General features: G+C 42.9%; 16 protein-coding genes. 4 read left to right on the top strand and 12 right to left on the bottom strand.

The window, feature by feature from the left end; genetic code table 11:
• Positions 1-46 precede the first annotated feature (46 nt).
• The 3 genes from AC1XUD_RS19430 to AC1XUD_RS19440 all read right to left on the bottom strand — a co-directional run bounded on the left by AC1XUD_RS19430 (position 47) and on the right by AC1XUD_RS19440 (position 2,775).
• Positions 47-1,096 (bottom strand): response regulator, encoded by a 1,050-nt coding sequence (locus tag AC1XUD_RS19430; protein ID WP_483362707.1) that lies wholly within the window; start codon positions 1,094-1,096, stop codon positions 47-49.
• The gene (locus AC1XUD_RS19435) at positions 1,089-2,282 is read right to left on the bottom strand and encodes a PAS domain-containing sensor histidine kinase (protein ID WP_483362708.1); all 1,194 of its coding nucleotides are present in this window, start codon (positions 2,280-2,282) and stop codon (positions 1,089-1,091) included. The genes AC1XUD_RS19430 and AC1XUD_RS19435 overlap by 8 nt, the downstream gene beginning before the upstream one ends.
• A 217-nt stretch (positions 2,283-2,499) precedes the next feature.
• Positions 2,500-2,775, bottom strand: coding sequence for a YtxH domain-containing protein (locus AC1XUD_RS19440; RefSeq protein WP_483362709.1), 276 nt, complete (start codon positions 2,773-2,775; stop codon positions 2,500-2,502).
• Between the two features lie 569 nt (positions 2,776-3,344).
• On the opposite strand from AC1XUD_RS19440, the gene AC1XUD_RS19445 reads away from it, so the two are divergent.
• From AC1XUD_RS19445 to AC1XUD_RS19455, 3 genes are all read left to right on the top strand, one after another.
• Entirely contained in the window at positions 3,345-3,923 is a 579-nt protein-coding gene (locus AC1XUD_RS19445) for a porin family protein (protein WP_483362710.1), read from the top strand.
• Between the two features lie 148 nt (positions 3,924-4,071).
• Complete coding sequence (locus AC1XUD_RS19450) at positions 4,072-4,746, top strand: BON domain-containing protein (protein ID WP_483362711.1); 675 nt, start codon at positions 4,072-4,074, stop codon at positions 4,744-4,746.
• 70 nt (positions 4,747-4,816) lie between these two features.
• Positions 4,817-5,332 carry a hypothetical protein gene (locus tag AC1XUD_RS19455; RefSeq protein WP_483362712.1) on the top strand — a complete coding sequence of 172 codons (516 nt, stop codon included), beginning with the start codon at positions 4,817-4,819 and terminating at the stop codon, positions 5,330-5,332.
• A 34-nt stretch (positions 5,333-5,366) separates the two neighbouring features.
• On the opposite strand, the gene AC1XUD_RS19460 is transcribed toward AC1XUD_RS19455, so the two are convergent.
• From AC1XUD_RS19460 to AC1XUD_RS19500, 9 genes are all read right to left on the bottom strand, one after another.
• Positions 5,367-7,853, bottom strand: coding sequence for a cation-translocating P-type ATPase (locus AC1XUD_RS19460; protein WP_483362713.1), 2,487 nt, complete (start codon positions 7,851-7,853; stop codon positions 5,367-5,369).
• Complete coding sequence (locus tag AC1XUD_RS19465) at positions 7,853-8,686, bottom strand: universal stress protein (protein ID WP_483362714.1); 834 nt, start codon at positions 8,684-8,686, stop codon at positions 7,853-7,855. Before AC1XUD_RS19465 ends, AC1XUD_RS19460 begins: the two co-directional genes overlap by 1 nt.
• Before the next feature lie 8 nt (positions 8,687-8,694).
• Complete coding sequence (locus tag AC1XUD_RS19470) at positions 8,695-11,100, bottom strand: phosphoketolase family protein (RefSeq protein WP_483362715.1); 2,406 nt, start codon at positions 11,098-11,100, stop codon at positions 8,695-8,697.
• 12 nt (positions 11,101-11,112) lie between these two features.
• Positions 11,113-12,303, bottom strand: a complete 1,191-nt coding sequence (locus tag AC1XUD_RS19475) for an acetate/propionate family kinase (protein WP_483362716.1) — start codon at positions 12,301-12,303, stop codon at positions 11,113-11,115.
• A 78-nt stretch (positions 12,304-12,381) separates the two neighbouring features.
• On the bottom strand, positions 12,382-12,819 hold the full coding sequence (locus tag AC1XUD_RS19480) for a response regulator (RefSeq protein ID WP_483362717.1): 438 nt from the start codon (positions 12,817-12,819) through the stop codon (positions 12,382-12,384).
• Positions 12,820-13,023: 204 nt separating this feature from the next.
• Positions 13,024-15,696: a cation-translocating P-type ATPase gene (locus AC1XUD_RS19485; RefSeq protein ID WP_483362718.1), complete on the bottom strand. Its 2,673-nt coding sequence runs from the start codon at positions 15,694-15,696 to the stop codon at positions 13,024-13,026.
• 268 nt (positions 15,697-15,964) lie between these two features.
• On the bottom strand, positions 15,965-17,404 hold the full coding sequence (locus AC1XUD_RS19490) for a porin family protein (protein WP_483362719.1): 1,440 nt from the start codon (positions 17,402-17,404) through the stop codon (positions 15,965-15,967).
• Positions 17,405-17,819: 415 nt separating this feature from the next.
• Positions 17,820-18,416 (bottom strand): alpha-ketoglutarate-dependent dioxygenase AlkB family protein, encoded by a 597-nt coding sequence (locus AC1XUD_RS19495; protein ID WP_483362720.1) that lies wholly within the window; start codon positions 18,414-18,416, stop codon positions 17,820-17,822.
• Positions 18,417-18,431: 15 nt separating this feature from the next.
• Positions 18,432-19,235, bottom strand: a complete 804-nt coding sequence (locus tag AC1XUD_RS19500) for an XRE family transcriptional regulator (protein WP_483362721.1) — start codon at positions 19,233-19,235, stop codon at positions 18,432-18,434.
• Positions 19,236-19,332: 97 nt separating this feature from the next.
• Here AC1XUD_RS19500 and AC1XUD_RS19505 point away from each other — a divergent pair, with 97 nt between their 5' ends.
• Positions 19,333-20,049: an ImuA family protein gene (locus AC1XUD_RS19505; RefSeq protein ID WP_483362722.1), complete on the top strand. Its 717-nt coding sequence runs from the start codon at positions 19,333-19,335 to the stop codon at positions 20,047-20,049.
• Positions 20,050-20,224 lie beyond the last annotated feature (175 nt).

The raw sequence follows: 20,224 nt of genomic DNA on the forward strand, positions 1-20,224 counted from the left end.
TGATTATGTGAATGGCAAATCATATCACGCCGCTATGTGATGCTCATCAGTTTTTCATTTTCTGCAGCTGTTCAAGATTTTGGATAAAAATCATACTTCCTTTTTTATCGATCAAACCCTCTTCTTTAAAATCGGTCAATGTTCGGCTGACAGTCTCTGAGGCAATACCGGCCATGGAGGCTAGCTCATCGCGGGAAATTTTGAATGCTGAGAACTGTTCATGGGTAGTGAGCCTGATAAGCACATTAGACAAGCGTTTCCTGACTGAATGAAAAGCAAGATCCATCAATTGTTGTTCCTTATAATGAATGTCATTCGACAAAATTTTAATGAATTGTCCTCCTATATCCGGATAACGATTAAGAAGTGAGATGACCGAATCTTTTTGTAGCAAACATATCGCGGAGTCTTCCAATGCTTCGGCGGTCTCGGTGAAAGTTTGCTCCAGAAGTAGGGCACTTATGCCCAGATAGTCGTCTGTCCTGAAAAGCCCGGTGATGAGTTCTCTGCCGTCGTCGGATCTTTTAGCTGTCTTGATGGAGCCGTCCAGGACCAGATAGATTCCAAGTGGTTGATCACCATCATAGTAGAGAATCTGACCTTTTTTAATCTGCCGGATTTTTCGTCCCGCAATCATTGCTTTCAGGTCTGCACTTCCACTTTCCGATGTGGCCGTCAGACTTTCCATTTTGAGAAGCGTTTTACTGTGAAACACTTTTTGCTTCTGTCCTTTTATTAGTCTTCCTTCAATGGCTTTTAAAAGCTCCATTTCATCAAAAGGTTTGGGCAGGTAGTCATCGGCTCCCATTTCCATTCCTTTTCTAAAGTCGATACGTTCTGTCTTCGCCGTCAGGAAGATGAATGGAATTGAGTCGGTCTCGGAGTTTTTACCAAGCATGTATAGCACGCCGTAACCGTCAAGTTCCGGCATCATTATATCGCAAAGTATTAGATCTGGCCTCTGCTGAAATGCCAATTCAACTCCTTTTTTCCCATTGTTTGCCTGTGTAACCAAATAACCGGAAAATTCAAGAATCTCGGCGGTGCTCTCCCTAATGTCGTTATTGTCCTCAATAATCAGGATTCGTTCATTCATGGCTATTTTGAAAGGAAAGGGTGAAGGAAGTGCCCTGATGCAGGTTGCTTTTGAATCTAACCTCGCCATTCATGAGCTTGACATATCTGCTGACAATGTTAAGGCCCAAACCTGTTCCCGGAATAGTCCCTGTATTATGAGCCCTGAAAAAAGCTTCAAATAAGTGTTTCTGATCTTCCAATGGTATCCCAATGCCGTTGTCTTTAATACACATTGTGACCATTGACGGCTTAATTTCAGTATTGAATTCAATAAAAGTATTCTCTCCGGAATACTTGATCGCATTGCTGATCAGGTTGATAATCGCATTTCTCAACAATGACTGATCGAGATTTACAATGGCAGATGTGCCGGTGTGCTGATAGATAATCTGCTGATTTTGTTTTGCGATCAGCTGCATATCCTCGGTAATTTCCTCTGAGAATTTTACGATGTTGAATTCACTTAACACCGGTTTGAAGGCACCCGCTTCCAACCTTTCCAGTGACAGAAAGTCGTTGAGGACGCTGGTAAGATGGGCGACCAAAACCTTTATTTTAGCCGTATGCCTGAAGATATTTGGAGTTAAATTATCACCGGAATATTTTTCTATCAAAATAGAAGAAAGCTGAATCGCACTCAGTGGAGTACGAAATTCATGTGAAGCCATGGATACAAATCGGCTCTTTAGCTGGCCAAGTTCCATTTCTTTTGCAAGTGACAGGCTAACTTTTTCTTTAGCATCTTCAAGTGCCTTCACTGTTTCATTCAACAGATGAGTACGTTCTTGTACCTGGCCTTCCAGATTTAGAGCATACTCCCTTAGTTTTTCTTCTGCTTGTTTTTCACGGCTAACATCATGAATGAACCCGGTATAGATCTTCCGTCCTGAAAATTGTACTTCGCTGACCGCTAATCGGAACGTGAAAATGGATCCTGATTTTTTAATACCAACGACTTCTCTTTCTATTCCTATGACAGACTTTTTAGAGGTTTGGTGATAATTCAAAAGGTAGTTATTATGTTTATTAGGGTCAGAGGGTGGCATAAGCATCGCTACGTTTTTCCCAATGACCTCGTCTTGTTCATATTCAAACAGACGACAGCACGACGGGTTTATTGTCTCAATTGTTCCGTTATCATCTATCGTAATAATCCCATCGATTGCGTTGTCAATGATCGCTTTTAATAAGGCAGTATTTTCCATGATTATTGCTCAGGTCGCACCGATTAATTCATTTACTATTTTAGTATATATAAATAGTGTTTTGTCAATTAGTATTTATGAAATTTTGTTCTACTTAGGTTTGTGGGTGATTCAAATTTATGTGACAGTATTTTGGAAATTAAACTCTCTTTTTTTTACCTTTTTTTAGCCCCATATGTCTGATAAATCAACCTTAATATCAACGTCGTAAATTGAATTATATAATGATTTTTGTTTTTTGATCACTATCGGCCCAGTCCTTTGGGTTGGTAGTACTTTGGATCAATAATAATTTACATATTTCATCAAGTTTGGTATTCAGAATGCCTATCTTTCGATTGTAACCAATAATTTTATCTTCACGAAATCTCTCTGCTTTTTGGCGAATTTTTTTTCGTGTATGCGCACCTTTGTCAGGAGCGAGCAAAAGCCCAACTATAAGGCCTGTAGAACTGGCAAGCAAAAGGCTGCAGAATGCTTGTTTTATTTTCATAACTACTTGTTGTTAAGTTATTTATGTAGAATATCTTTGGAAAATTTGATATGTATCTGTAAGTTGTTTCCTGGTCTTCTTATTCGAGGGCTATTTTCATAGTAAGTATAAATCTCCGATAGTTTTTGATCGAATGTCTTACATCTATTATGATAGATGTTATACTTTTCACATGTTTTCAATATCCCATCAGTTTTGACTTGATCTGCTGGGTATTTTTTAGACATCACTTTATCCAATCGACGAAATATAATAAAGTTCCAAGTTGAATAGTATACGTGCATGAAAGTTGCAATATCCAAAATACCACATTAAAAAAACATGTGATTGATGCAACTTATGCAAATTCATCTGTAACAATTATGAAGGCAAATTGTGCAAGATTTGTATGATAAAATATTAGTCAATACAACCGTGCCAATGGTCAGATTTTGTGATAATATTTATGAGCTAAACATAGTATTGCTATGCTGTGGAGAATATATGGAAAGCGACCGTTGGCGCAGGTCTTTACTAAGTTTTACAAGTGTTATGTTAAAGCCAATTTTGTAAATAAACAAGAATACCACATGAAAAAATTATCTTTTATTATACTGTTAGTAGTCTCTAGTACATTCTCTTTTGCTCAGTCATTCAGTTTTGGACCGAAAGCGGGTCTGAACATCAGTAATTATTCGGGAGGAGACATTAATTCAGATGCAAAAGTGGGTTTTCACCTGGGTGGATTACTTAATTTCGGTTTCGGAGAGATCTTTTCTATTCAACCCGAGGTTCTTTTTTCAACTCAGGGAGCCAAAGTTGAAAACGGTGGAAGCAAGAAAGATTTTAAAGTCAATTATATGAATGTTCCGATCATGCTGAAATTCAGAATAGCTAATGGATTTTACGTAGAAGGCGGGCCGCAGGCGGGTTTCAGGATTTCTGAGAATACTCCGGATCAGACAATCAATAATTTTTCGAAAAACCTTGATTTGTCTGCAGGTGCAGGATTAGGATACCAGTCGGATGCTGGCATTGGTGTAGGGCTTCGTTACATGGCTGGATTATCGAAGGTAGGAGACTTCTCCGGAGAAGAGATAAGCCCGAATTTTAAAAATAGCGTCGTTCAAGCGAGTGTGTTTTGGGTGATTCCGATTATTAAGAAGTGAGTTAAACATCATGAACTAATGGCCGGGTGATATCATGTTTCTTAAACCGGTGGCTCATGCAACGCTTAGTAATAGGAATGTAAATCGTCGGCCCTGAGTTTACGGACATCTTCATTGGTAATATGACTATTATGTAATTAAAAAGATCATGAAAACTAATTCAGATTTGCAGAAGGATGTACAAGACGCTATTAACTGGGAACCGTTGTTGAGAGCAGCCGAAATAGGAGTTACAGCAAAAGATGGTATTATAACGCTTTCCGGCACGGTTGACAGCTATGCCAAGAAAATGGAAGCAGAAGATGCAGCCAAAAAGGTGACAGGTGTGAAAGTGGTGGTAGAGCAAATCGAAATAAAGACTTTTAGTGATCTTTATAACCGTGACGATACTGATCTTGCCAATGAAGTACTAAATGCTTTTAAGTCGAATTGGGAAATTCCTGATGATAAAATTAAAATACAAATTGAAAATGGCTGGATTACGCTTGAGGGAGAAGTTCAGTGGAATTATCAAAAAGAAGCAGCGGCGGATTTTATCAAAAAGCTTATTGGAATAAGAGGTATTTCTAACAATATCACGATCAAAACTGAAAGTAGAGATGAGATTGAAAAAATCGAAATTGAAAGCGCACTGACCCGTAATTGGTCTGTTAAAGAGCAGAATATACAAGTAAATGTCTTAAACAACAAAGTGATCTTGACTGGTACAGTAGGCTCATGGTACGAAAAAGATGAGGCAGAGCGGCAAGCCTGGAAGGCTCCCGGTGTTGAGCTAGTTGACAATGATATTGTTGTTGAATACGACTATTCACTAACTGATTGAATGGTTTATCGGGAGGGGAAAATCCGCTTATTAACCATTTGCCTTCGCCTCCATTTCACTTTTAATGACCATGGATTTATTTTTTAGCCCATTTTTTTTGATGGCTGTTTATTTCGGATCCAATATTCTGGCGTTTTTGTCAATATTGGCGAGCATTAGATTCCCTAAACTTGCACGTTTGTTTTTTCTTCTGCTTTTCGGATGGGCTTGCTGGCTTAATTCTTCTATGGCTTTGGACACTCCCTGGGTATACCAGGACTATGCCGACAGCTCGATACCAGTTTATAAACAATTTATCATGGGAGCATTTCAATCTATCATCACGCCTATGGTTCTGATAATTGCAGCTTGTCAGGGACTGTTATCCATATCAATGCTCTTGAAAGGTAGGGTTTTCAAATTTGGTTGCTGGGGTGGAATTATATTTTGTGTGGCAGTATCACCGATTGGTTCATATGCTGCATTTCCTGCGACGCTATTTATGGCCGTTGCCCTGTTTTTGCTGCAGAGAAACCATGCCAATACCTACATGTGGGAACGAGATACAGTGAACCCAACTGACGCGAACCTTGCCCATTCCTCGTAGATTAATCGTTGGTAAGACATCCTGTCAGATTGAATTACAATCTCGGGGAAGCAATTCGATGATAAAATTTGACTCCTTCATACCATATTGTACATACAAATCCAACGGTCACGCTGACCAGCAACTGCCTGAGGCTTACTGTTTCAAGACTGAAAAACCGGGTAACGCCAGGTATAATAAATATAACGACTGAGAGCAGGATGGTAATGCCAATGATTAACGGCACCAGATTGTTTTTATAGCGCAGTGTCGTGAAAATCGAGTGAGAGAATGAACGGTTGATTAGCGTCAGGCAGATATTGGCTGACAATAGCCCAATGAAAACCATCGATCTGGTCAGTTCTTCATCGTAGGATTGCATGACCGCATATTGATAAAGCAGCAACATTCCGATTGTGATGACCATACCTTGCAAAATACTGACAGACAGTTCTTTTAAGGTAAAAAATGAGGATGTAAACGGCCGCGGCTTTTGCAATAAAAGATCTTTTTCCATCGGCTCATTTTCATAGATAATTGAGCATGTAGGACCCATAATCAATTCAAAGAATATGATATGTACTGGCGTGAAAATATTGGGATAAACCCAGCCCAGTGCTAAGGGAATGAATACGGTGAGGATAATCGGAATATGAATAGAAATGATATAGCGGATTGCGTTTTTAAGACTGATATATATTTTGCGGCCCATCGCCACAGCGTCCACCATTTTTCCGAGATCATCATCAACCAGTATCAGCGACGAGGCCTGCTTTGCTATTTCTGTTCCTTTTTTACCCATCGCAATTCCGATATGCGCGGCTTTCAATGCAGGGCCGTCATTAACGCCGTCGCCGGTCATGGCTACAATCTGTCCCTGCGCTTTAAGGGCATTGACTACCTTTAACTTTGCTTCCGGGAACATCCTGGCAAAAATGCCGGTTTGCATGACTTTCTGTTGCAATATATCGTCGTCCATTTCGACCAGTTCGTCACCCAATAAAACGTTTTCGGCTCCCTTGAATCCTATTTGCCTGGCAATGTTCTGCGTTGTAGCTGAATTATCGCCTGTGATGATCTTTACCTGAATTCCTGCTTTATAAAATGATTGAAAAACTGAGTTGATATTTACCTTCGGAGGATCGTAAAAAGCGACTAAACCAAGAAATTGAAACGAAAGCTGCTCTTGCTTTTCAGGGAATAAGTCACCTGAAAAGTTACTCTGGCCGACTCCCAATATCCGATATCCTTTGTTGGCCAGCTCATTGACTGCGTCGAGTATCTCAGTTTTCTGAATTTCCGTTACTCCTGAAAGTGCTATAATCGCTTCCGGAGCACCCTTGGCTGCGATGATGCGTTCACCTGCTGCATCCTCAAATACATGGGTCATCATAGGCGGTTTCCCTTCTAATGGATATTCATGTACAAGACTAAATTCCGGCCGTCTGTCGATCGGGATCAGCTTTCCGTAAGCGTCGTGCAACGCGGATTCCATAGGATCGAACGGTTCTGGTTCGCTGGACCACATTGACATGCTGAGCAGTGCTTTGCCATCGTCGCTCAATGTACTGTCTGGCAGCACAACAGCATGTTTGGCCATGACAAATAAATTAACCAACTGCATTTTATTTTCGGTAATCGTTCCGGTCTTGTCCGTGCATATCACCGTCGCGCTACCCAAAGTTTCAATGGTTTGTGTTCTTTTAACGATAATTCCCATTTTCATCAAACGCCAGGCGCCTAGTGCCATAAAGGTGGTGAAGGCCACAGGTATCTCTTCCGGTAAAATGCTCATGGCAAGTGTGAGTGCCTTTAAAAGGCTATCTAAAATCTGCTGCGTACGGACGTAGTTGATTCCCCAAACGACCAGGAATACGACACCGCCGATGATTGCCATTTTTTTGACAAAATTGGTGATCTGTGTCTGAAGTGGGGTGGGCTCCTGCTCAATTGATTCCAGACTGATCCCGATCTTTCCCAGTTTTGTTTTATCGCCAATCGCAGTAATTTCCACAGTTGCCCTGCCGGTGACGACAAGTGTCCCTTGATATACTTCTGTACTCGTTTCGTTTTTGGAAACAGCCATAGATTCACCTGTCAGAATGGATTCGTTCACAGAAAAATCATGTGCCTCCAGAATCGCTCCGTCGGCTGGGATTTTGTTTCCTTCTTCGAGTATCAGGCAGTCGCCTATAACAATTTCTTCCCTGAGAATTTCAACTTCCACGCTATTTCGTATCACTTTGCATTTAGGCTGGGTAAGTGACTTTAATTCAGCAAGGGCATTCCGGCTTTTTGTGTCCTGGTATATTGATATTGTGGAGATTACAAAAATGGCTCCCAGCATAAACAAGCCTTCCCCTTGAGAGCCGGTGAGGAAATAAATTGCGGCTGCGACAATCAGCAGTATGAGCATCGGTTCTTTAATCAGCCCCAACACTGCGGTCAGCATACCGTTTTTACTTTTATCTTCTACTTTGTTTTCGCCCCAGGTACTTCGGGCAAGAAGAACCTGCTCATCAGAGAGCCCTTTGTTTTCCATTATAATTTATTAAAAACCAACAGCGGGACTGTCGGATGATATGAGTACTCAGCTGCTTTACTGGATAGAAATATCTTTTCGAACAAATTTCTGTGATGATCTGTAAACATGATCAGCATGGAAGGTTTTGTCCTTAATATGGTTGCTTCAATTTGGGAAATCAGACTTTCGGCAGGTTCAAAAAGCTTGATATTTAAGTTAATACGCAGATGATCTGATTTTTTGTTTGCCTGCTCAATCTTCTTGGGGTCGACACGTGTCTCCAGAAATGTTGTGAAATGTAGCAACTGAACATCTGCACCGATTGGGGTAGCGAATGCGGCAACGATTTCAAGTTCTCTTTCCAGGTTTGCAAGGTCGGAAGCATAAAGTATACTCGTTATCTTTTTTGATTTATACGTATATGGTACTGCGATGACAGGAATTTCTGAGTTATTGATCAGATTGGCTGTGTTCGTTCCAAGCAGCCTTTTCAATTTGCCAGCTCCTCGTGTGCTGATGCAAATAAAATCAAAATGATGCTCAGAAGCATATTCCATAATATTACTTTGAGGAAATGCCGAACTTTGGATAACTAGCTGGATTTGTTTCGGTTTCAAGTCGAGCTCCTGATATGCGGATTCGACAAAGAGGTCTAGTTTCTCCTTGATTTTTGCAGATTCAGATTTTTCATAATCTTTTATCTTCGCAGCAGACCATGCCGTCGGCGACATAACATGGTAGGAATGAAAGAAAGTGAGGGCAAACTCACTCTGCGAAGCCAGTTGAATTGCGAAACGCAGGCCAGCTTTTGAGTCTGCGGAGAAATCCGTGGTGACAAGTATTTTTTTCATAATTGTATTTAAATCAGATGAGCTGGTAATTCCAAATTCCATTTCCAGTGCAGGATTTCGGGCATATCCTCTCCATGAATGTCGATATAGGCTTTGTGGTCGAGCAGCTTGTCGCGAAGATATTGTTTGGTATATGCACCTTTAGCGCCCAGGCCCGGGAGGCGGTCAATCACGTCGGCTACGAGATGGAACCTGTCCAGATCATTGAGTACGACCATATCAAAAGGTGTCGTGGTTGTACCTTCTCCTTTGTAACCTCGCACATGCAAATTTCTGTGGTTAGTCCTGCGATAGGTAAGACGGTGGATCAGAAGCGGATATCCGTGAAAGGCAAAAATAATGGGTTTGTCTTTGGTAAAAAGGATGTCAAAATCGCGGTCATTCAATCCGTGGGGATGCTCGCTTTCAGGCTGAAGTGTCATGAGATCCACCACGTTGACGACCCGCACTTTCAATTCAGGCAACTGTTGTCTTAAAATTTGGACAGCTGCAATAGTTTCAAGTGTCGGCACATCGCCGGCGCAGGCCATCACTACATCGGGTTCAAAACCTTCGTCGTTGCTGGCCCATTTCCATATACCCAAACCGACCGTGCAATGTTTGATTGCCGATTCCATGTCCAGCCACTGCATTTCGGGCTGTTTCCCGGCCACGATCACATTGATATAGTCACGACTTCTCAGACAATGATCTGTAACCGAAAGTAAGGTATTGGCATCGGGTGGCAGATAAATACGGACGATTTCTGCTGTTTTATTAGCGACAAGATCCAGGAACCCAGGATCCTGATGGCTGTTTCCGTTGTGGTCTTGTCTCCATACATGGGATGTCAGCAGATAATTCAGAGAGGCAACCGGTTTGCGCCAAGGTAGATTTCTGGAAACTTTCAGCCATTTTGCATGCTGGTTGAACATCGAATCCACGATGTGAATAAATGCTTCATAACAAGAAAACAACCCGTGCCTGCCCGTTAGCAAGTACCCTTCCAACCACCCCTGACAAAGATGCTCACTCAGCACTTCCATCACCCGGCCATCGGGTGAAAGATGGTTGTCACCCGGAATGATCTCAGCCGCTGATGTCCTTTCGGTAATATCAAATAAATGGGAAAGGCGGTTGGAAGCAGTTTCATCTGGCCCGAATATCCTGAAATTCCGTTCATGCCAGTTTGATTTCATCACATCTCTTAGAAATTCACCCATGACCGACGTGGCTTCGGCTGTGATATTTCCGGGTGCAGGAACAGCAATCGCATAGTTTCTGAAATCCGGCATTTTCAGGTCGACCAGCAATGATCCGCCATTGGCACTTGGATTTGAGCCCATCCTTCTGTTCCCTTCCGGAGCCAGTTCAGCCAGCTCTGCGACCAGTTTTCCATTTTCGTCAAAAAGCAACTCGGGTTTATAGCTTTTCATCCACTCTTCCAGAATCTGCACGTGTTCAGGTTTGGCGGCCAGTTCAGCTAACGGTACCTGATGGGATCGCCACGTTCCTTCAATCTGGAGCCCGTCCACTACTTTCGGGCCGGTCCAGCCTTTAGGTGTACGGAAAATAATCATTGGCCAAGCGGGTCTTTTCGAAAAACCGTTTGAACGTGCATCACTTTGAATCTTCCTGATTTCTCCAACTACAATATCCAGCGTTGCAGCCAACAATTCATGCATCGTGTCAGGATCTTCACCTTCTACAAAATAAGGATTGTAACCATATCCACGGAAAAGCTGCTCCAGTTCTTCTTTTGGAATCCTTGCCAGAACAGTCGGATTAGCAATTTTATATCCATTCAAATGAAGGATGGGAAGTACCGCGCCATCATGGACGGGATTCAGAAATTTATTGGAGTGCCAGCTCGTTGCCAAAGCACCTGTTTCGGCTTCTCCGTCGCCAATCACACATGCGGCGATCAGGCTCGGATTATCGAATACCGCCCCATATGCATGAACGAGAGAATAACCAAGTTCACCCCCTTCGTTGATAGAGCCCGGTGTTTCCGCTGCAACGTGGCTGGGGATGCCGCCGGGAAATGAGAACTGTTTGAAAAGTTTCTGCATCCCTGTTTCATCCTCACTGATGTTCGGGTATACTTCACTATAACTTCCTTCCAGATAGGTATTGGCTACCAGTCCAGGGCCACCATGCCCGGGGCCGGTAATGTAGATGATGTTTAGATCGTACTGTCTGATAATACGATTAAGGTGAACATAAATGAAGTTCAGGCCCGGTGTGGTACCCCAGTGGCCCAGAAGTCGCGGCTTGATATGTTCGAGGCTCAACGGCTCTTTCAGCAAAGGATTACCATAAAGATAGATTTGGCCGACAGATAAATAGTTTGCTGCCTGCCAATAGGCATTCATTTTTTTTAATAATTCGGGTGCTAAAGTTTTCGTTTCAGAACCAGTATCTTCCATTTTCATAATCACTGTTGTTTAATGGCGTAATTTCAAAACCTGGGTTACAAGCAAGGCGATCATTAATTCTTCGTTGGTCGCAATCACCCTTACAGTCACATTCCCAATATCTGTGGAGATAACTGGCTCATTATTCAGATTTCGAGCTTCATTCAGTTCTATTCCCAAGAAGCCGAGATTCTGGCAAATGCGGCTGCGGATCTGCGGAATGTTTTCTCCGATTCCTCCCGAAAAAACGAGAGTATCAACGCCACCAAGCGCGGCAACAAATGAACCAATCGTTTTTTTTATCTGATAACAAAACAGCTCAATAGCTTCTTCTGCCCGTTGATCTGACGTTGCAGAATTAATCAGTTCCCGCATATCGGAAGTTGTTTCTGATATACCCAGAAGTCCCGACTCGTGATTGATCATATGGTTGTATTGGTTGGGGCTAAGCTTTTCGAACTGCATCATATACCACGCCACACCCGGATCCAGATCTCCGCTGCGGGTTCCCATCATCACGCCCGAAGCAGGGGTGAAGCCCATGCTGGTGTCGATACTTTGACCATTCTTGATAGCTGCCAAACTTGCTCCGTTTCCAAGGTGCGCCAAAACGATTCTTTGTTTTGCGGCTTCTTTGCCTGACAGGTTTTCAAGCTCCTGCATCAGATATGAGTAGGAGAGACCGTGGAAGCCATAACGTTGCAGACCTTTTTTGCCAAAACGACGTGGAACAGACAACCGTTTGGCAACAGCGGGCATATTGGCATGAAACATTGTATCAAAACAGGCCACCTGTCTCAAATCCGGATTTCGCGTGGTCAAAAGCTCTATCAGTTTGATTTCTTCGGGTAAATGCTCAGGATCGTAGGGGCTGATCTTTTTAAGGTAATCAAGCAATTCAGGGGTTATTTCCTGTGGATCTGTTTGTTGCATACCATAAACGATCCTATGACCGATGGCCGTGATGTTGGAAAATTCCGGTCGTTTTTCCAGCCAGTCAATTAGAAAACTGGCGGCATGCTCATAGGTATTCTCAGGAATTTTGAGACATTCCGGTGTATCAGAAGAAGTATTTGTCAGAACCGGTTCGGTGCTTTTATTTCCAATATTGGCAAGCTTTCCGGCAAGTAGTAAAGTAGGAGTTGGATCAACTCTATAAAAAGCAAACCTTATGCTTGATGAGCCGCCATTGATAACAAGTATTGATTTTCCGGAGCTCATGGCAATAGGTATTTACGATTAGTTAAAAAGTTTCATTGAGCTTTGGCGAGTTTCTGGCTCATTCTGATGCCAAAGCGGCTACTGCTGCACATTCTTGATATATTTCGGTGACTCGCATTCCTGCCAGTATTCCACAATGATCGTCATAAGCTTTTTGAGTTTGTCATATGCAGCTGGTTTAACAAAAAATCCCTGAATGGATCTTGAATATGCGTCGATCACATGTTTCTGCTCTGCACTGGTGGAAAAGAAGAGATAGGGAATCGACTTTAACCTCAGATCTTCATTATTGTGAATTTTTTCTCTCAATTCTATGCCATTTAGTTTGGGCATATTGATGTCGGACAAAACAAGAAACGGCTCGATGTTGGTACTTGAGAGATATTCCAGTGCCTGCTCGCCGTCATTAAAAAATACAAGTTTGTTTTTGTAACTGAGATCGTTGAAAATTTCCGTCAATAGTTCCTGGTCATCCATATCGTCTTCAATGATCACGATTGGTCCTGTTTTATTCATAGTGAATTTTATTATTAGATAAGGTCAAGAATTTGAGGGTAAACAACCGCTTCATTGAAATTCATGAGAGATCTATTGCTATTTATTTGATTGAAAATTATCCAGAAAGCCATGGCACCTAACAGCAGACAGTGATTATAAAGTTGAGCTATTTCAGGCTTAATATGTTACATATGCTTTGATGCAAGTTGTATCAATCACAGATCAGACATGTTTATATTCCTTTATCGGGAAAAATCCGCGTACAGTTTGAATTGCCAAAACAGGAAATATACCGGCCACCAGTATCAATTCAAGAGATTGTATATCAATTATTTGAATAGAAAGTATTTGCCGTAAGAAAGGAAAATAATTAGTTGCAAACATAATTAATACACACAAAATCAGCGCCATCCAGATAAACTTATTCCGGGTAATTTCGTTGTTGAAAAATTGCAGTTTGCCCGAGTACATGTTAAACACATGCAGCAGCTGGGCAAGTGAAAGTGCGTAAAAGGTTATGGTATTCCCTTCCTGTGGACCTAATCCCAATTGCTTAATGGCATACCAGTAAACACCGAGAACGGAGGCGGTCATCACCAGGGCATAAAATACAATTCGCTTCCAATCGTCCAGTTGTAAAATGGGCTGTTTGGGATCCCTTGGCTGTGATTCCATCAGGTTTTTATTTTCCTTTCCAACGCCCAGTGCAAGTGCCGGGAAAACGTCGGTAATGATATTGATGAAAAGGATTTGCAAGGGTAGGAGCGGACTGCCCACATTCAGAAAGCCTGCAAAAGTGACAACGAAAATTTCGCTCATATTACAGGACAACAGAAAGACAATAAACTTTCTGATGTTTTCAAAAATGACTCTTCCCTGCTCAATGGCATGGACGATGGACGCGAAGGAGTCATCTTTCAAAACCATATCAGCAGCTTCGGCGGCAACTGCTGTTCCGCGAAGTCCCATTGCTATACCGATATCCGATTTTTTTAAAGCAGGTGCATCATTAACCCCATCGCCGGTCATGCCCACTATATCTCCCTGCTTTTGATAAAAATCAATCATATTCAGCTTTTGAGCCGGATTTACACGGGCGAATACGTGGCAATCCATCATCTTCTTCTGATCTTCCGCTGAAGTAAAATCAAATGATTCGAGGTCTTTTCCGGTTAAAACCAGCTGCTCATCAGGTCCTACCAGGTTGACCTGCTTGGCGATTTTCAGTGAAGTAGCCGGGTGATCTCCGGTAACCATTATAACCTTAATTCCCGCCTTGTGACACGCGATTAATGACTTTGTTACTTCCTTTCGCGGGGGATCTAAAAATCCGATCAGCCCGGCATAAGTCATTTTTTCTTCTTGTGTAAAGTTATCTCCTGGTTTCTTATCCGTTTTTCGGTAAGCAAAAGCAAGTGTTCTTAATCCATCTGCCGCCATCAGCTCCGATATTTCAAGCTCTTTGTCTCGGTCTTCCTGGCTCTCCCAACTGCAAAGTTCGGACACTTCTTCCACTGCTCCTTTGGCTCCAATAAAATAATCGGGTCCTACCGTGTCGAGTGTGGCCATCATACGCGTGTCTGAACTGAATGCTTGTTCGGCTTGCCGTTTGTAATCGCGGTGTAATTTATGAAGGTCAATGCCAGCAGCGCGTGCATAGGTCAGGAGTGCAATTTCGACGGGATCGCCCAGTTCTTTGCGGTCAGATTTCTTTGAATCAAGCTGTGCATTATTCACCAAAGCACCTATACGGGCTAGGATTTCAAATTGAGGCGAATGGATCAGGTCCGGGTCTCCATTGGTTATGTCAAGCCTCAGTCCAGCCTTGTCTGAGGCAAAGTGGACGGTGAGGTCATTGCCAGCCGCACGCAATGCGTGCACTTCAATTTTATTTTGGGTTAGCGTTCCGGTTTTGTCGGTAAAAATAACGTTAGTTCCGCCCAGTGTTTCAACTGCTGACAGCCGTTTTACAATTACTTTTTTCTCGGCCAGACGAAGCATTCCGTAAGCCAGCGCGACAGTAGCAACCACCGACATGCCTTCCGGAATGGCCGCAATAGCCAGCGCTACAGCTGTTTCTATCAACTGTTTAATTTCCTGTCCTCGTACAAATCCTACGATTAAAAATAGGCTCGCCATACCAAGTGTAACCCATATAAGTACTTTCCCCAGGGCGTCCAGTTTTGTTTCCAAAGGTGTAGCAGTACGCTTGGCTTCGCTCACCATGACGGCTATCTTACCGAGTTCTGTGGCTTGCCCGATACCTGTGACAACAGCTTTTGCATTTCCGTTGGTTATGGCAGTCCCTTTGAATAGCCGGTCATGACGGTCGCCTAAGGGCGCATCTTCCGAGGATGGATCTGTGGTTTTTGCGGATGGTACAGATTCGCCGGTAAGTGCGGATTCGTCAACGGCTAACTGGTTTACCTCAATGATAAGGGCGTCTGCGGATATCAGATCACCAGCTTCTAAAATCAGGATGTCGCCCATAGTGAGCTGATCGGACGGGATCTCTTTTATTTTTCCATCGCGCAATACTCTTGCGGGTGTGGTGTCCAGTTTGCGCAAAGCCTCCATGGACTGCCGGGCATTGTATTCGAGCACAAAGCCGGTAATTGCATTGATCATAATGACCGCGATCACTGCGAAACCTTCCAGATTGTCGCCAAGAAAAAAGGAAACGATTGCCGCTGCTGCCAGGATCCAGACGATGACACTATTGATCTGTCGTAAGAGGATGGACCAGATGTTTTCTGGCTTTACTTGCTCTAATTCATTCAAACCAAATTGCTCCAGGCGCAATGCGGCTTCCTGGCTGGTGAGCCCGGTTTTTATATCTGTAATATCAATGTTTCCTGACTCTTTAGACGCAATTCGGCGGGGTTCTTCTGACATGATGCTACTAGATTTCTAAGATTTTTGAGGCACTTTTGCTTATATCTGAACTAGTTCGTTGCATGAAAACCTGTGTTTCTTTCTAGAAAACACAGGTTTAGGAATTTATGTAATGTGTATCAATTATTTTGGTGTAAATAGATTTCCGAGTTGACAGGATCTGAAAATTCAAGATACTTTGTTACGTTGCTTTAATTGTAATTTCAGCAAACGAGATATGATCGGAGTACTTCATCATCCTTTCCAGTTCTTCCAACAATTGGATGTTTTACAATTTAAGTCCAACAGTTGCTCTTAACACATTGTTTTTTATACTGTTATCTTTAAAAAGAGGGCTCATTCCCCATTCGTGCGAAAAATCGAGTGTAATCAGTCCAAACTCCAGTCCAAGACCGGCATTTAAGCCGTAAGAATATTCTTCGATGTTTTCTTTTGAAAACTGAGCGATTTCATTTTTATCCACTGCCAGCACATAGGTGCCTGTCGCGCCGGCTTTTATATTCATTTTGAAAAAGCCCTTATTGGCTCTGGTAAGATAAAGGCCCAATAAAACCGGGACTTTAAGCGAATGTATCCGCGGACCCGACAATAGTGGCGCATTGGATATGCTGTCTTCACTCGTTATGCGCATCGAGGAGCTGAAATAATGTGCACCCGGCTGGATAAAGAAACGTTTGGCATGAATACGGAAATCTAGTCCGGCGTTCCAGCCAGTACGGCCATCTGCTTTCCCCTGGCCAATGTCGGTTTTGAAATTAGAGGCGTGAATCCCAACCATCGGTATAACCCATAGACCGGAGTTTCGGGGCGGTTTTTCACCAAATCGCTGACGGAACCCTAACCGTTCGGAAGCTTCACCACCATTTCGCGTTTCAATATGATCTTGAGCGGGTGAATCACTTGCAAGAGAGCCGTTTCGACTTTTATCAAAACCGTTTTCTCTCTGAGCCTGATACACTCTTCTCCATTTTTTAAAGTCTTCAAACTCCTGTCTGTCTTGTTGATCTGAAACCAACACGTTCTTTTCTGTCACGGCAACCGGCGGGTGTGCTGTCCTGTCGTAATTTGGAGTAATGATATTGTTGATGATTATGGTAGGTTGCCCTGGCGTTTGCGGATAGCTGCGGTATGTTGACTCTACCACTTTTTGAGCCATTTCCGGTACCGCTGAAATGGTTGCTTCTTCGGTAATAATGGTTGGCGACGGGTATGTAACGGCCCGGGCTTGGGTTACATCTGAAGTAATGGGAACCTGTGGCGTTTGCACGCTGGCGACGCCCGATGCGGATTGTTCTTCGGCGATTTGTCCCTTCAGGGTGTTGATCTCCTGCGTAATGTCCTCAATTTCCTCATTGGCTCTACGCGCTGCTTTTGCACTTCGCTGTGCATTTCGTGCCGATTTTGAAGCCTGATTGGCGAGGGTTTTGTTTTGAGCATCTTTTTGGAGGTTTTCGGCTAATGCTTGATTCTCGTTTGCCATGATTTGAGCGTCATAGGTCTTCTTCCCGGCATCAACACTTTTTTTGGCAAGCTCCTCTTCAAGTTCCGCGAGCTCGATTTTTTGCTTGTTCACTTTCATGTCGACTTGAATATTCTCCTGCCGTTTCTTGAGGACATCTATCGAATCCTTTGAAACTACCTGAGCGGTAGCCGACAGTCCTAAAATCAGGATAGCGAAGCTGTATATTAAAATAAAGTTGATTTTCATGATTTGGTTTTTATAATATTGATTCAGTTTTACCCCGGGGTTAGTGTGCGAAAATGAAGCTTAATTCGGTCGGGATGTATAACAAATTTCGGCATAACTGTACCCTGATATAGTGACGAGCATCATATTTTTAGCTAATCTTATGCACTTTGAACTGTGTTTTTACACAGATTTATATCAGCAATTAATAGCATTTCTGAGGCTGTGGTAGCAAATTATGTGATCTGAAACCCGTGCTTTGAATACAAAATGGTAGTTGTTTCTAAAACTCCGGAATATTCAAATTTTCAAAAAAAGGTAGGTGCTAGAAGAGCAAAGGGATTAAGGCATTCGAAGATCGAATTCCCACAATTGACAGAACAAGGATCAATTAGTTTTTAAAATCAAAGCAGATTTTGCCTGATCTATTTTCCATTTACACCACCTTCCGGAAAGTCAGATTTATCCTCGCTTTCATCGGAGTCGTTGACTTGGCGATTCGGTGTTCCCAACATTTTTGCAAATCTCCCTTCATTAATAAGAGTGAGCCGCTTTGGAGTTCCAGTGAATATTGTTGGGGGTGATTTTCTTTGTTCCTAAAATCGAAATTTCGGGGTTGGCCGAAACTTACTGAGGCAATTTCTGTTTTTCGGCCCGGTATGGTGTCTTTGTCGCTGTGCCAGGCTACTGAGTCGTTGCCGTCGCGATAATAATTAAGCAGGACGTCGTTGAAGGTGATTCCGGCATATGCTTCCACTTTTGATTTGATTTCCAGCAACTCATTCGTCCATGGAATGGGCGGTCTTTTGTCGCCATTACGGATGGGTCTATCTCCAAACCACGCTGATAATCTGGGTGTCAGTACTTCCTTTTCATACATCATTACTTTGCTCTGCCCCCATTGCACGGTTTTCAGGAAAGTGGCGAGATACCGCTCGCTTTCGTTTCTGTCAAAAAACTCGGGCATATACTCCATCAGGTGCTCGGGGAGAGCCAAATATTCACGGTCATCAAACAACTTCAGCTGTTCCATCTCACAATCCGTTTTTTACGCCTTCTTTTTTATTTCTTTTAAATCTTCCTGCAAATCTCTGACCGCCTTTGCGAGCGTTCGCAGATCCGTCTGTGGTTCAGGAAATTCTTTAGTTTGGTAGCTCTGAAACTGCCATATTTCCAATACATCCGATACCGCCACTGTATAGGGGTCATAGGCTGGATTAAGCGATTTTAATTGGACTTCATGGCCTGCCATACTTACCATTTTGAAAACAAATTCCTGTTCTCCTTTCAATATAACTATGCACGGTGTCTCAGGTTTAAGCTTTTTCCAATCTTCCACATAGCTGGCGATCACATCACTGCCATCCGGAATAGGCAACATCGAATCACCCGTGATCGGAAACATCCGGTGGGTTCCAGTGGGCAGGTTCGGCATCGAGAATTTAGGAAGCGTAGCCAGATATTCCGGATCGGAAAAGCCTTTCGGATATCCTGCTTTGGCTTTTACGGGCACATATTCGATATTCTCCTGATTGTCGTTATTGACCGTAATGGCCAGTACCCGAATATTGGTTCCAGTCATATATACATCGTTCCCGGCCTCCAGTTCCCTGATTTTCAATTCCGACAATCTTGTTAAATCCACTTTAAACAGACTATCCATGCTCACCTTGAAATACTCTGAAAACTTGACCAGATCAATCGCCGAAGGATTTCTGGTTTTACCAGATTCCAATGCCTGTAACTTGTTCCGCGAAAAGTCCAGCGATTCCGACAGTTCTTCCTGACTATACCGCCGCCGCTCTCTTAAAAACCGGATATTGCTATGAAAGAAAAGTGTTGGAGTTGTCATACCGATATGTTATAATTGGAAACAATATATTGTTGCTATTAACAACAAATATACTATATTATTTTGAACGACAATGCTGGAGGCTTTAAAAATCGATATGCGCGAAAAGCTGCAGAAGGAAATTCTTTCTTTGCAGGGTTTTCGGACTCCGTACGGAGGCCAGCGTATTGATTTTGGGTTGGGGGTTATTGAAAAAGCTTTTCCAAATCATACTTTTCCGACCGGTGCTGTTCACGAATTTTTAAGCAATGAACCTTCGGGCACCGCCGCTACTTCCGGTTTTATAACCGGACTTTTAAAAGGTTTGATGCACAAAGGCGGCGCTTGTCTCTGGATTGGCACCAGGCGAACTGTTTTTCCACCTGCACTCAAAGCTTTTGGTATTCAGCCGGATAAGATCATTTTCATAGATCTCAAAAAAGAAAAAGACGTGCTTTGGGCGGTGGAAGAAGCATTGAAATGCGAGGCATTGGCGGCTGTTGTGGGTGAATTGAATGAAATCACTTTCTCCGAATCCCGGCGCCTTCAGCTCGCTGTGGAGCAAAGCCGCGTCACAGGGTTCCTCCATCGAAATAATCCCCGAAGCATCAATACCCTCGCCTGCGTTTCTCGTTGGAAAATAACCGCTATTCCTAGCGAATTGGAAGACGGAATGCCGGGCGTTGGTTTTCCCCGTTGGCAGGTAGAACTATCCAAAGTCAGAAACGGAGAACCCGGCTCATGGCAACTGGAATGGTCAGAAGGCCGGTTTCAACATGTGGAAGAATGTGTTGAAGCTGCTGAGGTGGCGTTTGATTTGTTGGCGGTTGGGTAGTGGGTTGTTATTTCTGGGCCTAGCTCTTCTTTCCCAGTGCCTGAATATTTTTTGATCATTCATTAATTGGAACGTTTTTCTTCCACATTTTGGAATAAGCTCCCATTCTTCATTAATTTGACCTCTAAACTTAAACTTCGGAATATTTGATATATTCTTAAAAATTGTGTGTATG

Source organism: Dyadobacter sp. HNCC25DJ184, from assembly GCF_056895215.1.

Excerpts from the sequence above, each read along its gene's own strand:
- AC1XUD_RS19430 (WP_483362707.1), bottom strand. The coding sequence starts at position 1,096 with ATGAATGAACGAATCCTGATTATTGAGGACAATAACGACATTAGGGAG.
- AC1XUD_RS19435 (WP_483362708.1), bottom strand. The coding sequence starts at position 2,282 with ATGGAAAATACTGCCTTATTAAAAGCGATCATTGACAACGCAATCGAT.
- AC1XUD_RS19440 (WP_483362709.1), bottom strand. The coding sequence starts at position 2,775 with ATGAAAATAAAACAAGCATTCTGCAGCCTTTTGCTTGCCAGTTCTACA.
- AC1XUD_RS19445 (WP_483362710.1), top strand. The coding sequence starts at position 3,345 with ATGAAAAAATTATCTTTTATTATACTGTTAGTAGTCTCTAGTACATTC.
- AC1XUD_RS19450 (WP_483362711.1), top strand. The coding sequence starts at position 4,072 with ATGAAAACTAATTCAGATTTGCAGAAGGATGTACAAGACGCTATTAAC.
- AC1XUD_RS19455 (WP_483362712.1), top strand. The coding sequence starts at position 4,817 with ATGGATTTATTTTTTAGCCCATTTTTTTTGATGGCTGTTTATTTCGGA.
- AC1XUD_RS19460 (WP_483362713.1), bottom strand. The coding sequence starts at position 7,853 with ATGGAAAACAAAGGGCTCTCTGATGAGCAGGTTCTTCTTGCCCGAAGT.
- AC1XUD_RS19465 (WP_483362714.1), bottom strand. The coding sequence starts at position 8,686 with ATGAAAAAAATACTTGTCACCACGGATTTCTCCGCAGACTCAAAAGCT.
- AC1XUD_RS19470 (WP_483362715.1), bottom strand. The coding sequence starts at position 11,100 with ATGAAAATGGAAGATACTGGTTCTGAAACGAAAACTTTAGCACCCGAA.
- AC1XUD_RS19475 (WP_483362716.1), bottom strand. The coding sequence starts at position 12,303 with ATGAGCTCCGGAAAATCAATACTTGTTATCAATGGCGGCTCATCAAGC.
- AC1XUD_RS19480 (WP_483362717.1), bottom strand. The coding sequence starts at position 12,819 with ATGAATAAAACAGGACCAATCGTGATCATTGAAGACGATATGGATGAC.
- AC1XUD_RS19485 (WP_483362718.1), bottom strand. The coding sequence starts at position 15,696 with ATGTCAGAAGAACCCCGCCGAATTGCGTCTAAAGAGTCAGGAAACATT.
- AC1XUD_RS19490 (WP_483362719.1), bottom strand. The coding sequence starts at position 17,404 with ATGAAAATCAACTTTATTTTAATATACAGCTTCGCTATCCTGATTTTA.
- AC1XUD_RS19495 (WP_483362720.1), bottom strand. The coding sequence starts at position 18,416 with ATGGAACAGCTGAAGTTGTTTGATGACCGTGAATATTTGGCTCTCCCC.
- AC1XUD_RS19500 (WP_483362721.1), bottom strand. The coding sequence starts at position 19,235 with ATGACAACTCCAACACTTTTCTTTCATAGCAATATCCGGTTTTTAAGA.
- AC1XUD_RS19505 (WP_483362722.1), top strand. The coding sequence starts at position 19,333 with ATGCGCGAAAAGCTGCAGAAGGAAATTCTTTCTTTGCAGGGTTTTCGG.